Below are 12,077 nucleotides of genomic sequence, written 5' to 3' on the forward strand. Positions count from 1 at the left end.
ATCGAGTGACAGGAATAGCCATGAAGCCGCCATCCGCCGGACGCGAGCGCATTTTACGCGAAGCCATTCGCCTGTTCGCCGAGCGCGGATATGACCGGACCAGCGTTCCCGAAATTCAGGAAGCCGCCGGCCTGTCGCGTGGCTCGGGTGCGCTCTACAAGCACTTTCCCTCAAAGGAGGCGCTGCTTGCCGCGGCTATCGACCGGTTTGTTGGAACGGCGCGGGAAGGACGCGCCGAGCTTGGCGAACTGGTGCTTCCTGTCGATCAGGGGGCGCGGCGGATCGTGGAGAGCATGCTGGAACAACTCGGCGCGAATCGCGACGTGCTCAGAATCCTGTGGCGCGATCTTGAGCCCTTTCCGGAATTGAAAGCCTCGGCGCGTGGCGAGATCATGCAGAGCACGTACCACGCAGTCGCCGAATGGTTGCGGGAGCGCCAGCGCCAGGGCGAACTGCGTCCCCATGACAGCGACGCGGTCTCCGCCGTCATCGTCGGCAGCGTCGCCATGTTCCGCGTCTTCGAAGCGATCTGGGCCGAGCGCTCGATCGAGGTCAGCGACGAACGCTTCGCGTCCGCCTGGACCGATTTGTTGGTCCGTGGGCTGCGACCCTAACCTATATCCGAAGGCGGCACCTTCTCGCCTTCCAGCCTGGCGCGCTTGGAGTAGGCACGCACGGAAAACGGCAGGAAGATCAGATAGCCCGCGACCGATGCCGTCAGCGTGTACCAGGGATAGGTCATCAGCAGGAGGATATAGAGCACGACGGCGAGGATGACCGGCAGCACCCTGTCGCCAGGGATCTTGACGCTCTTGCCGGAATAGACCGGCAACCGGCTGACCAGCAGGAAGGCGACCAGGATGGTGAAGCCGGTGGCGACGAAGGCGGCCGGCCGGCTGGGCTCCGCCCCAAGGCGCAGGAAATAGAGATAGAGCGGCAGCATCACCAGCACGGCGCCAGCAGGCGCCGGCACACCGACGAAATATTCACTCTGCCATATCGGGCGCTCGGCCTTCTCGTCGTCGAGCACGTTGAAGCGCGCCAGCCGCAAACCACAGGCAATCGCGAACAAAAGTGCCGCGATCCAGCCCGGCGAGCCGGCACGGTCGAGCAGGAAGGCATAAAGCACCAGCGCTGGCGCGACACCGAAATTGACGATGTCGGCCAGCGAATCCATCTGCGCGCCGAATTTGGAGGTGGCTTTCAGCATTCGTGCCAGGCGACCGTCGATGCCGTCGAGGAAGGCGGCAAGCAGCACCATGACAACGGCGGTTTCAAAGCGATTTTCGAAGGCAAAGCGGATGCCGGACAGGCCGGCGCAGATGGCAAGCACGGTGACGAGGTTGGGCAGCACCATGCGCATCGGAATCTCGCGGATGCGGGGACCGCCGCTGGCATGGGCCTCGAATTTTTTATACTGCGTGCCCACCGTCAGGAAATCCGTACGAGGGGCGTGCCGGCGATGCCGCCGAATTCGGCCAGCACGGTTTCGCCGCCGACGGCCGTCTGACCGACGGCAACGCGCGGCGTGGCGGTCAAAGGCAGGAACACGTCGACGCGCGAGCCGAAACGGATCAGGCCGAAACGCTCGCCGGTACCGATCGAAGCGCCGGCCTCGGTCCAGCAGACAATGCGGCGCGCCACCAGGCCGGCGATCTGGACTGCCGCCACCGTACCGTTGGGGCTCTCGATGACCAGCCCATTGCGCTCGTTTTCGGTGCTCGCTTTATCCAGTTCGGCATTGAGGAACTTTCCAGGGCGATGCTCGATCTTGGCGATGCGGCCGCGCACCGGAGAGCGGTTCACGTGGCAGGAAAAGACGTTCATGAACACGGAGATGCGGGTCATCTCGACATTGCCGAGGCCAAGCTCGCGCGGTGGCACGGCAGGCCCCACCGCCGAAATGATGCCGTCGGCGGGGCTTACCACCAGGCGATCGTCGACAGGCGTGACGCGCTCGGGATCGCGGAAGAAATAGACGCACCAGGCGGTCAGGATCAGGCCGACCCAGAACAGGATCGAGGAGAAATAGCCGAGGAACAGCGTCGCCGCGCCAAAGGCCGCGATGAAGGGATAGCCTTCGCGATGGATCGGTACGAACGCGTTCTTGACCGTGTCGACAAGGCTCATGGGCTGGGGGTGGTCCCTGTTTCAGGTCCGGCCTCAATAGCGGAAACACCCCCTGCCCGCAACGCGACAATCGGCGGCGCGAGTTTGTCGCCAGCTTTCGCCGCGATGGCGACCCGTGCTGGTCGTCGAGCAGAGCGGCACCGGCAAGTGGCATCGCTCAGCGCCGCCACGCCGATGAAGTGTTCTTCTCGAGTAAGCAATGGCAGCTGAAGGGCCTGCTCGGATCCACCACGAACAATTTATTCGCCAGCTGCCGCGGTGAGGTCAAAATACTCCTGAAGCTCATTTCGATGAACCTCCGCAAGACTTTCTTCGTGGTCGCCGCGGAGCAGCACGCCACGATCCGGGTACGACTGGAAGAGAAAAGCGTGACCACCAGCCATCACCACCCAATTCACAACCGGCCCCTCCGCACGCTGAACGACCGAATTCGCCGAAACGATAGCCTTGGTCGGATCGACCCCAATCTTTCGCAACAGAAGATCGACGGCAACCGGCGCATGATACTCCTCCGCTAGCTCAATCACTTTTGCTACCATTTGCCCGTCCGCGTACCCGAGCCTGCGGCCAACGCGCGGCGCGCCGGCTGTGAATAGGTTTTCACCGGGGCGAATAATCGCTGGTGCCTCTGGAGGTATGCACTCATAAAATGCTGCGTGGCTGCCCGTTGCAACGCACAGGCGAGGCTCATTCGAATTGGTCCGGAGTTGAAAAACCAATTGCTTCTCGCCATCGACATCCAGCATCCTGGCCATGCCCAGCAACAATCTGACCTCCGGCGGCGTTGCATTGGCGCAAGCGAGACTGACTCCCACGTTCCGAGCGCTGATCATCTGACCGACCAGCTCGGCGATCGATTGATGGAGGAGCCGAGGTTCACGACGAGGATTGGCCATTGCCAACTGAAGTATGGCCTCATCGAAGGTCTCGTCTTCGACAACTCGCAGGTCAGGCCAGGACACGATCCAGCGCGCCAACAGCTCGATCATTGGTGAAGCTTCGTCGGCGTCGTAGAACGCATGGTCAAGTGTATCGAGAAAATCGTCGCGGCCGCCCTCGAAGCCAGTCTGTTCTTCGGCCTCGTCAGGGTGATCGGCGACCCAGGTGGACATCTTTTCGAGAGCCGCCAATTGCCCTTTTGCGCCAATGGCCGTCAGAGCCGCGCGGGCGTTTGCAACCATAGCGTCGAACTCCTCGCCGGCATTATGGATGAATTGACTATGGCCACCGTTCTTTACCTCCGCCGAATACAAATCAGCATGGGAGACCTGCATCGCCTTCGGGTTAATCTCCCATTTACGGTAAAGCCCCTCGGAAACCATGCTGTGGATGAACTTCTCAACAGCGAAGACGACTTCGAAAGGTTCTTCGTTCGCCTCATCTACGATCGACCGGGGCACGATCACCGGCAACAAGAACCGGGGTCTCGATGCATGCCTCGCTGCTGGAGACTGGACACCAGACGAAGCCTGGGCGATTCTCTTGGATATTCTGGAGAAAAAGCCAAACATTCAAAAATCCCTAAGTGCTAGGAAAAACTTCCCACGGGTTATTGTGACGAAACAATATCGGCAGCACAATGGGATATAGGAATTCAAACCTGAGCTATCGGGACCTCAAAGTGAGGGGCAGCGTTCCGGCCAACGAAAATGCTGACGCTGAAGTCGGGACACCCATCCCCCGCCCGTCCTTGATGAGACGACGCCGTCTTGCAAGCCGTCGTCCAACAAGGAGTTCCTCGCTATGCAGAACCACGCTCTTCACCCGCTTCCCCAGCGTCTCATTGCCACCGGTCTCGCTTTCGGCGAATCGCCGCGCTGGCATGACGGACGCCTGTGGGTCTGCAACTGGGGCACCGGCGAGATCATCGCTGTGGACGAAGGCGGCAAGAGAGAGGTCATGCTCACGATCCCGGCCGTCCTGCCCTACTCCATCGATTGGCTGCCGGATGGCCGGCTGCTGGTGATCTCGGGCCGTGAAGGCCTGCTGTTGCGGCAGGAAGCCGATGGCTCGCTTGTCACCCATGCCGATCTGCGAGCCCTCTCCAAGAGCCCATGGAACGAGATCGTCGTCGATGGACGCGGCAACATCTATGTCAATGGCGGCGGGCCGGCGCCGGCTGCCGGCGAGCATTTCGGTCCCGGCACCATCGTGCTGGTCACACCGGATGGCGCGATCGGCCAAGTGGCGGACAGCATCGCCTTCGCCAACGGCATGGCGGTGACGCCGGACAACAAGACGCTGATCATCGCCGAATCCCATGCCAGCCGGCTGACCGGTTTCGACATCGCCGCCGACGGCACTATGTCCAATCGGCGCGTCTGGGCCGCGCTAGACGGATATCCCGATGGCATCTGCCTCGATGCCGAAGGGGCGGCCTGGTACGCCGACGTGCCCAACAAACACTGCGTGCGGGTGCGCGAAGGCGGCGACGTCTTGCAGACCGTCACCGCCGATCGCGGCTGCTTTGCCTGCATGCTGGGCGGTGCGGACAGGAAAACGCTGTTCATCACCGCCGCCGAATGGCGCGGCTTCGAGCACATGGTCAGCGATGCCCGCACCGGCCAGGTGCTCGGCATTGAAGCGCCGGCACCCGGTGTCGGCTGGCCGGGCTAGAGCCCAGGAACCCGCTGATAGTTGGCGATGTCGGCCCTGACGCCGAGCCGGGCGAGCGTCTCCTGCGGGTTGAAGGCAACGCGTTCTTGCGCCGCCTTGACGATCGGCACGACCTTGTCGACGGCCGCCTGGCTTTCCCATTCGACGATCGTCACCAGATTGAATTCACCTGGCCCCGAAAATTGCTCGAGCAGGAAATCCTGCACGAAACCCTGCTGCTGACGCAGCAATTCGTGTGTCGTCCCGACCTTGCTAAGGATCTCCTCGCGTGCGTCGGCGGGTACCACGAACTTGTCGACCCTGAACACGCTGCCGCCATTAACATTTTGATTCGTAAAGCTCAAATCCATTTGATTCCGTCCTCGAGGATGCTGTTTTCCGGCTCTCGGGCGACGGTCTACAATCTCAACTTAAGTTGAGGTCAAGAGGTTTTTTGAGCTACGACAACTCCGACGTGCGCCTGCGCACGACGACACCCAGTTCGTCGCTTTCGCGGGCAATGCGCAGCCGCTCCTCGGCCTCGGTCGCCTCGCGCTGGCGGTCCCACATCGAGGCGTAGAGGCCGTGCTTTCGCATCAGATCGACATGGGTGCCGCGCTCGGCGATCTGGCCATCCTTGAGCACGATGATCTCGTCGGCCGAAATCACCGTCGACAGGCGGTGGGCGATGACAATGGTGGTGCGGCCTTTGCTGACCAGGTCGAGCGCGGCCTGGATCTCCTGCTCGGTGTGGCTGTCGAGCGCCGAAGTGGCTTCGTCGAGCATCAGGATGGGCGGCGCCTTCAGGATGGTGCGCGCGATCGCCACGCGTTGCTTCTCGCCACCGGAAAGTTTCAGCCCGCGCTCGCCGACCATCGACTTGTAGCCGTCGGGCAGCTTCTCGATGAACGGTCCGATCTGGGCGAGTTCGGCGGCCTTGCGCACCTCCTCCTCGCCGGCGCTGACACGGCCGTAGCGGATATTGTAGGCGATGGTGTCGTTGAACAGCACCGTGTCCTGCGGCACCATGCCGAGCACCGCGCGCAGGCTGTCCTGCGTCACATCCCTCACATCCTGGCCATCGATCAGCACCTGGCCACCCTGCACGTCGTAGAAGCGGAACAGCAGCCGCGAGATGGTCGACTTGCCCGCCCCCGACGGCCCGACAATGGCAACGGTCTTGCCGGCCGGCACCTCGAAGGAGACGCCCTTCAGGATCTTGCGGTTCGGATCGTAGGAGAAGTGGACGTCGCGGAACTCGACCTTGCCGGCGCTCACGGCCAGCGGCTTGGCGTTGGGCTTGTCGACGATCTCCTGCGGCACGTCGAGCAGATCGAACATGTGCTCGATGTCGGTCAACCCTTGCCGGATCTCGCGATAGATGAAGCCGATGAAGTTGAGCGGCACGGAAAGCTGCACCAGCATGGCATTGATGAAAACGAAATCGCCGACGCTCTGGGTGCCGGCCTGCACCTCCAGCGCCGACATGCACATGACGACGACCGTGCCGGCGCCGAAGATGAAGCCCTGGCCGAAGTTCAGCCAGCCGAGCGAGGTCCAAGTCTTGGTGGCGGCGATCTCGTAACGCGCCATCGAGCGGTCGAAGCGCTCGGCCTCCATGCGCTCATTGGTGAAATACTTGACCGTCTCGAAATTGAGCAGCGAGTCGATCGCCTTGGTGTTGGCGTCGGTGTCGCTGTCGTTCATGTCGCGGCGGATCGAGATGCGCCAGTCGCTCGCCTTGACCGTGAACCAGACGTAGAGGCAGACGGTGATCGCCACCACGACCACGTATTTCCAGCCATAGGTGAAACCGAATATGCCGGCGGTCAGCGCGAATTCGAGGATCGTCGGCGCCGTGTTCAACATGATGAAGCGCACGATCGTCTCGATGCCCTTGGTGCCCCGCTCGATGATGCGCGACAGGCCGCCGGTGCGGCGCTCCAGGTGAAAACGCAGCGACAGCTGATGCATGTGCACGAAGGTGCGGAAGGCAAGCTGACGCACCGCATGCTGGCCGACCCGGGCAAAGAGAGCGTCGCGCAGCTGGTTGAAGCCGAGCTGGACGAGCCTCAGCACATTATAGGCAATGACCAGCATCACCGGGGCAAGCATGAACGACGGCAGCGGCGGGGGCGATTTGAAGCCTCCCGCCAGCGCATCGGTTGCCCATTTGAAGAAATAGGGACCGGCGACCAGCGTCACCTTGGCCACGACCAGCAGCAGCGTCGCCCAGGTCACCCGTGCCCTTAGGTCGGCGCGATCGGCAGGCCACATATAGGGCCAGAGGTTACGCAATGTCGTGAGTGTCGAGGTGTCGGCGGAGACGGTTTTTTCGGCCACTTTTCTTGCCTTTTGGGTGAGAGGATCAGCGGCCGGAGCAGCAGGAATTGATGAGCGCGCCGAGCGACGCCGATACGTCGGCAAGTGCCGCGCGATCGACGGCATAGCGCGATCGTTGACGATCGGGCTCGAAGCGGACAAGGCCGGCCTCGACCAATATTTTCAGATGCTGGGAGATGGTCGACTGCGCCAGATCGAAATGGTCGACAACCTCACGGCAGCAGCAGGAATTGCTGGCGGACAGATGCCTCAGTATCTCGATCCGGGCCGGATGCGAAAGCGCTGCGAACCGCGCCGCGACAAGGCGGCTGTCCGGCATGCAGCCAGGCGCCGCCGAGGCGGCGTGGTCTGATACGGGGATGTATTCTGTCATCGTTCATCGGCGATAGACGATGAGCGATGACAGGGCAAGCTAGGCCGATGGGTAGATCGCCGGAATTGCCGATCTCTCGCTATTGCGTCTTCGCCGGTGCAGTGGTCGCCTGCTCGCCCATCGCCTTGAGGTCGGCGGCTTCACCTTCCTTCGACTTTTCCGGGACTTTGAATACCTGCCCCGGCCAGATGCGGTTCGGATTCCTGATCTGGTCCTGGTTGGCGAGGTATATGGTGGAGTAGCGCACGCCGTGACCATAGACGCGCCTTGAAATCCGCCACAGCGTATCGTTGCGCCGAATGACGACCGCGCCGTCGGCATGTTCGAGCTTGGGCGACACGACTTCGGGCACGTCGCTTGGCGGCGTGGCTGCCGCGACAACGGCCGGTGCCGGGGCCTCTGCGGTTGGTGCGGACTCCGCCGGAGCAGCAGCGGCAACAGCAGGCGCCGCAGCGGCTGGTGCCTCCGCGGCAGCAGGCGCAGCGGGCTTGGTCTCTGCCGGCTTGGTCTCGGCCGGCTTGGTCCCGGCTGGGGCAACGGCGGCGACCGCCTCGCCCGGCTCGCGCTCGAAGGGTACGGCGGCGCGAGCCACCACCTTCACGCCGTCGGCATCGAGGCCGTCGACATGGATGGTATAGCTGCCGACCGGAATGTCGCGCGTCGCCTCGACCAGAAAATGGCCGTCCGGCGACGTCTGTGCGTCGCCGAGCAGAATGTCGTTGGCATAGGCGCGCACCTTGCGGCCCGGATCGGCGAGGCCGGCGACAAAAATCTTGTTGCCGTCGATTTCGACCGCCTCGACGACGATCTTGGGTTCAGCCACAGCGGGCGCGGCCGGTGCCGCCGGAGCGGGTTGTGCCTCAACCACGGCTGGCGCGGTCGGCGCCGGCGCGGCGGGCGCTGGAGCGACCGTCGCGGGCGCTTCAGCAGCCTGGTCGCCGGTTGCCGGCGCCGGCTTTGTCTCGGGTGTCGGAACCGTCAACAGTTCGGCCGGCTTGCCCGGCTCCTCGACCATGGCCAGCACCTGGCCAGCCGCATTCGCGGGCACCGAGACCACGGCAGTCTGCGCCGAGGCGGTCACGACCGTGCCGACGGTCGAACGCAGCGCGATCGTATAGTCGCCGGGCTTCAGCGGATCGTCGAGCACGATGACAAAGGCGCCATCGGGACCAGCCACCGTCGAGCCGATCACCGTTGAGCCGTTGAGGATTTCGACCTTCGAGTTGGGCGCCGCCTTGCCGGCAACGACGATCGAGCCGTTGCTCTCGACGCGCACGACGTCGAAAGTCGGCGCGATCGGACCCGCCGTCGCGGGCGCCGCAGGCGCCGCCGCATCGGTTGCGGGTGCTGCCGGGGCTGTCGCCTGGGGTGCCGCGGCCGGAGCGGCCGGCACCGCCGGAGCCGGCAGCCGCCCTTCCGTGCCGGGGTCGGCGGGTTTCGGCGCCGCGGGCGGCGTCAAGGCCGCCACTTGCGCCGGCGGCGCGGGATGAAGATACGGGTCGAGCGCGCCCGATACATAGGCGGTTCCCGCCGCCGCGACGGTCCCACCCGCCGCGAACAGGAACGCCTTCAATGGATTAATTGCCATATTTCCCTACCCCTTAGCCACCTAACGCCGGTCTAGCGTGTTTTGCCAAAGCCGACAAGAAAAAGCCCGCCCTTGTCAGCCTTTGGGCTTGACCAGGCTTCCAGACCCAATCACCAATCATCCGTATGAACACGATTCGATCCGTCTGCGTCTATTGCGGCTCGTCTCCGGGCCGCGATGAAATCTATGTCAAGGCCGGCCATCTGCTTGGACGCTCGATTGCCAAGGCAGGGCTGCGGCTGGTCTATGGCGGCGGCACCAAAGGCATCATGGGCGCTGTCGCCGAAGGCGCGCTCAAGGCCGGCGGCAAGGTGACCGGCATCATTCCGCGCTTCCTCATCAACAGGGAAGCCACCGAAACCGCGCTTGACCGGCTCGACGAGTTGTTGATCACCGACAACATGCACGAGCGCAAACATAAGATGTTCGAGAAATCCGACGCCTTTGTGGCGCTGCCCGGCGGCATCGGCACAGTCGAGGAAATCGTCGAGATCATGACCTGGGCGCAGCTCGGCCATCACCGCAAGCCGATCGTCTTCGGCAATGTCAACGGATTCTGGGACCCGATGACGGCGTTGCTTGATCACATGGCTGGGGAAGGCTTCATTCACACCGCTCAGCGTGTGAAGCCGCTGGTCGTCAACGACCCCGAGGCCATCGTCGCCGCCATCATGGTGGCCGGGTCGTCGGTCGACGCGCCGACGGAAGGCGTCCAGTCGGTGATCGACAAGATGTAGAGCTAGGGGGCAGTACGTTTGGATTGCCCGAGCGCACGCTTTTCCCCTACTCCCTACTCCCCTCCCTCCGAGCAGCCTCCCGCAGATCGGCGATAACCGCGCGCCGGTCCTGCCGTCGCCAGGCGAGATGAATGGAAACCATGCGCCCGAACCACGGCATGTCGCGGAACAGGATCGAGGGCGGCGCGGCAGTGCGCAGGCTTGCCTGCACGGTGGCGAGACCAAGGCCAGCGCTGACAAGGCCGAGCGAGGTCAGCGGGTCGGCCGTTTCATAAGCGATATCGGGCACGAAGCCAGCCTCGGCGCAAGCGGCGAGGAACTGGCCACGATTGGTGTCGTCGGGCTGGCGCACCACGGTGATCCAGACGCGGCCGTCGAGATGGTGCGGCTGGATATCAGCCACATCGGCCAGCGGATCGTCTTCGGGAATGGCCAGCACCAGCGGCTCGTGGCGCAGCGGCGTGCTGGCGATATCGGGATCGTCGGCAGCCGCGGGAGAATACACCAGACCAAGATCGAGCGAGCGCTGCCGAAGCCCCTCGATCTGCGCCGCCGAGCGCAGGCTTCTCAGCTGCAGGTGAAAATCAGGCCGGTCGCGGCGGAACTGGCGCAGCATGCCGGCGACAAGCCCGGCATGAACCGCACCCTCGACATAGCCGATGGCAAGGCGCCCGGTGGAACCGCTGGCCAGGTTGCGGCCAAGCTCCTCCAACCGGCTCGCATTCGACAACAAGGCACGGGCCTCGGTCAGGAAGGCGCGGCCCTCGGCATTGAGATGAACGCGCTGCTTTGCCCGCTCGAACAGGGCGACGCCAAGCTGTTGCTCCAGCTGCATGATCTGCCGGCTGAGCGGCGATTGCGAGATATGCAGCAATTCGGCGGCTCTACCGACATTGCCGGTTTCGGCGACGGTGACGAAATATCTGATCTGGCGCAGGTCGAACATTTTTGCTCCTCGAAAGGCAAGTCCTCTCAGGTCTCAACTTTAGCCTAATCAGTCTTGGACAGTCTGACCATGCGGCGCGATATCTCCTGCCATCAACCACTGACAACAGGAGATCGAAATGCAGTTCCTTGCCCTTCTCACCCGCAACACGGAAAAGTTCACCGACGCGGATTTCGCACCCGTTCTGCCTGGCGAGGCCGAACAGCGCCGCACCCTCTATGCGGAAGGCTCCGTGCGCCAGATCTGGAATCGCGGCGACATTCCCGGCAGCGGCATGATGTTCGAAGCCGGCAGCGACGCCGATGTGCGCGGCCATCTCGCCACTCTGCCGCTGGTCAAGGCCGGCATGATGGATATTGCCGCGATCGTGCCGCTCAACCCCTATCCGGGGTTCGGGCCGAAGCGCTGAGGCTGACGGCCGCGACAACCGAGGCCGCCAGCCGGGCGCCAAGGCGACAAAGCGCCTTGCATGTCATCAAGCCACGCGGCACGCTGGTGCTGCCGCTTGCCGAGGCCAGACGGGCCTTCGCGCTGGCGGCCGACAGTTCGCGATCGATGAAGGTGCAAATTGCATTCGACTGACTATCTCGGCCGCCTGTTCGGCCTCGAAGGCAAGCATGCCTTCATCACCGGCGCCAGCCGCGGGCTGGGCCTGGCCTTCGCGGAGGCGCTTGCGAGCGCCGGCGCTCGCGTCACGATCGGCGGCCGTAAGGCCGGCGATCTGAAAGTGGCCGCAGACAGGCTGCGCGCCGCGGGCCATTCGATCGCGGAAGCGGTCATCGACGTGACCGACACACAGTCGGTCGATAAGGCGGTCGCGGCGGCGGAAACGGGCACCGGACCGATCGACATCCTGGTCAACAATGCGGGCATCCAGCGCCGGGCGCCGCTGGAAAGCTTTAGCGACGCCGACTGGGACGCGCTGATGGCCACCAACCTGGACGGCGTGTTCAAGGTGAGCCGGGCCGTCGTAAAGGGCATGATCGCTCGCCAAAGGGGAGCGATCATCAACGTCTCCTCGGTGCAGAGCGTGCTCGCGCGCCCTTCGATCGCGCCTTACGCGGCGAGCAAGGGCGCCATCACCATGCTGACCAAGTCGATGGCCGGCGAATGGGGCCAGCACGGCGTGCGCGTCAACGCCATCGCGCCGGGCTATTTCAGGACCGAGCTCAACGCCGCGCTGGTCGCCGACGAGAAATTCTCCGGCTGGCTGACGGGCCGCACGCCGATGCGGCGCTGGGGCGAGGTGCAGGAACTTGCTGGAGCCGCCGTGTTCCTGGCTTCCGACGCCGCCAGTTTCGTGAGCGGACAGACACTGCTGGTGGATGGCGGGATCACCAGCGTCCTGTAGGAAGGCGCCGTCAC

General features: G+C 63.7%; 13 protein-coding genes. 5 read left to right on the top strand and 8 right to left on the bottom strand.

Annotated features, from left to right (window positions below):
• Window positions 1-20: 20 nt before the first annotated feature.
• Window positions 21-614 (top strand): TetR/AcrR family transcriptional regulator, encoded by a 594-nt coding sequence (locus EN851_RS09595; RefSeq protein WP_135929060.1) that lies wholly within the window; start codon window positions 21-23, stop codon window positions 612-614.
• Here the strand turns inward: EN851_RS09595 and pssA are convergent.
• The 3 genes from pssA to EN851_RS09610 form a co-directional block, all read right to left on the bottom strand.
• Window positions 611-1,357 (bottom strand): CDP-diacylglycerol--serine O-phosphatidyltransferase, encoded by a 747-nt coding sequence (pssA, locus tag EN851_RS09600; protein ID WP_245464392.1) that lies wholly within the window; start codon window positions 1,355-1,357, stop codon window positions 611-613. The two genes, EN851_RS09595 and pssA, sit on opposite strands and share 4 nt — an antisense overlap.
• A 74-nt stretch (window positions 1,358-1,431) precedes the next feature.
• On the bottom strand, window positions 1,432-2,130 hold the full coding sequence (locus EN851_RS09605; RefSeq protein WP_127278715.1) for a phosphatidylserine decarboxylase: 699 nt from the start codon (window positions 2,128-2,130) through the stop codon (window positions 1,432-1,434).
• A gap of 239 nt (window positions 2,131-2,369) precedes the next feature.
• Window positions 2,370-3,536 carry a DUF4375 domain-containing protein gene (locus tag EN851_RS09610; RefSeq protein WP_245520722.1) on the bottom strand — a complete coding sequence of 389 codons (1,167 nt, stop codon included), beginning with the start codon at window positions 3,534-3,536 and terminating at the stop codon, window positions 2,370-2,372.
• Between the two features lie 337 nt (window positions 3,537-3,873).
• Here EN851_RS09610 and EN851_RS09615 point away from each other — a divergent pair, with 337 nt between their 5' ends.
• Window positions 3,874-4,746: an SMP-30/gluconolactonase/LRE family protein gene (locus EN851_RS09615; RefSeq protein WP_135929061.1), complete on the top strand. Its 873-nt coding sequence runs from the start codon at window positions 3,874-3,876 to the stop codon at window positions 4,744-4,746.
• Here EN851_RS09615 and EN851_RS09620 read toward each other — a convergent pair.
• The 4 genes from EN851_RS09620 to EN851_RS09635 all read right to left on the bottom strand — a co-directional run bounded on the left by EN851_RS09620 (window position 4,743) and on the right by EN851_RS09635 (window position 9,029).
• Entirely contained in the window at window positions 4,743-5,096 is a 354-nt protein-coding gene (locus EN851_RS09620) for an antibiotic biosynthesis monooxygenase (RefSeq protein WP_189521795.1), read from the bottom strand. The genes EN851_RS09615 and EN851_RS09620 overlap by 4 nt on opposite strands.
• 88 nt (window positions 5,097-5,184) lie before the next feature.
• Window positions 5,185-7,068, bottom strand: coding sequence for an ABC transporter ATP-binding protein/permease (locus EN851_RS09625; RefSeq protein ID WP_135929062.1), 1,884 nt, complete (start codon window positions 7,066-7,068; stop codon window positions 5,185-5,187).
• 25 nt (window positions 7,069-7,093) lie between these two features.
• On the bottom strand, window positions 7,094-7,387 hold the full coding sequence (locus EN851_RS09630) for a metalloregulator ArsR/SmtB family transcription factor (RefSeq protein ID WP_135883434.1): 294 nt from the start codon (window positions 7,385-7,387) through the stop codon (window positions 7,094-7,096).
• Window positions 7,388-7,520: 133 nt separating this feature from the next.
• A complete protein-coding gene (locus tag EN851_RS09635) occupies window positions 7,521-9,029 on the bottom strand; it encodes a LysM peptidoglycan-binding domain-containing protein (protein ID WP_135929063.1) in 1,509 nt (502 codons plus the stop codon).
• A 125-nt stretch (window positions 9,030-9,154) separates the two neighbouring features.
• Between EN851_RS09635 and EN851_RS09640 the strand changes: the two genes are divergently transcribed.
• Window positions 9,155-9,766 carry a TIGR00730 family Rossman fold protein gene (locus EN851_RS09640; protein ID WP_127281002.1) on the top strand — a complete coding sequence of 204 codons (612 nt, stop codon included), beginning with the start codon at window positions 9,155-9,157 and terminating at the stop codon, window positions 9,764-9,766.
• A gap of 46 nt (window positions 9,767-9,812) precedes the next feature.
• On the opposite strand, the gene EN851_RS09645 is transcribed toward EN851_RS09640, so the two are convergent.
• Window positions 9,813-10,712, bottom strand: coding sequence for a LysR substrate-binding domain-containing protein (locus EN851_RS09645; protein WP_135929064.1), 900 nt, complete (start codon window positions 10,710-10,712; stop codon window positions 9,813-9,815).
• Between the two features lie 118 nt (window positions 10,713-10,830).
• Here EN851_RS09645 and EN851_RS09650 point away from each other — a divergent pair, with 118 nt between their 5' ends.
• Both EN851_RS09650 and EN851_RS09655 read left to right on the top strand, forming a co-directional pair.
• Complete coding sequence (locus tag EN851_RS09650) at window positions 10,831-11,121, top strand: muconolactone Delta-isomerase family protein (protein ID WP_135929065.1); 291 nt, start codon at window positions 10,831-10,833, stop codon at window positions 11,119-11,121.
• Between the two features lie 159 nt (window positions 11,122-11,280).
• Window positions 11,281-12,063: a glucose 1-dehydrogenase gene (locus EN851_RS09655; protein WP_135929066.1), complete on the top strand. Its 783-nt coding sequence runs from the start codon at window positions 11,281-11,283 to the stop codon at window positions 12,061-12,063.
• Window positions 12,064-12,077 lie beyond the last annotated feature (14 nt).

The organism is Mesorhizobium sp. M8A.F.Ca.ET.208.01.1.1, assembly GCF_004791315.1.
Lineage (GTDB): Bacteria > Pseudomonadota > Alphaproteobacteria > Rhizobiales > Rhizobiaceae > Mesorhizobium.

Coding starts and splice junctions, on each gene's coding strand:
- EN851_RS09595 (WP_135929060.1), top strand. CDS start 21: ATGAAGCCGCCATCCGCCGGACGCGAGCGCATTTTACGCGAAGCCATT.
- pssA (WP_245464392.1), bottom strand. CDS start 1,357: ATGGTGCTGCCCAACCTCGTCACCGTGCTTGCCATCTGCGCCGGCCTG.
- EN851_RS09605 (WP_127278715.1), bottom strand. CDS start 2,130: ATGAGCCTTGTCGACACGGTCAAGAACGCGTTCGTACCGATCCATCGC.
- EN851_RS09615 (WP_135929061.1), top strand. CDS start 3,874: ATGCAGAACCACGCTCTTCACCCGCTTCCCCAGCGTCTCATTGCCACC.
- EN851_RS09620 (WP_189521795.1), bottom strand. CDS start 5,096: ATGGATTTGAGCTTTACGAATCAAAATGTTAATGGCGGCAGCGTGTTC.
- EN851_RS09630 (WP_135883434.1), bottom strand. CDS start 7,387: ATGCCGGACAGCCGCCTTGTCGCGGCGCGGTTCGCAGCGCTTTCGCAT.
- EN851_RS09635 (WP_135929063.1), bottom strand. CDS start 9,029: ATGGCAATTAATCCATTGAAGGCGTTCCTGTTCGCGGCGGGTGGGACC.
- EN851_RS09640 (WP_127281002.1), top strand. CDS start 9,155: ATGAACACGATTCGATCCGTCTGCGTCTATTGCGGCTCGTCTCCGGGC.
- EN851_RS09645 (WP_135929064.1), bottom strand. CDS start 10,712: ATGTTCGACCTGCGCCAGATCAGATATTTCGTCACCGTCGCCGAAACC.
- EN851_RS09650 (WP_135929065.1), top strand. CDS start 10,831: ATGCAGTTCCTTGCCCTTCTCACCCGCAACACGGAAAAGTTCACCGAC.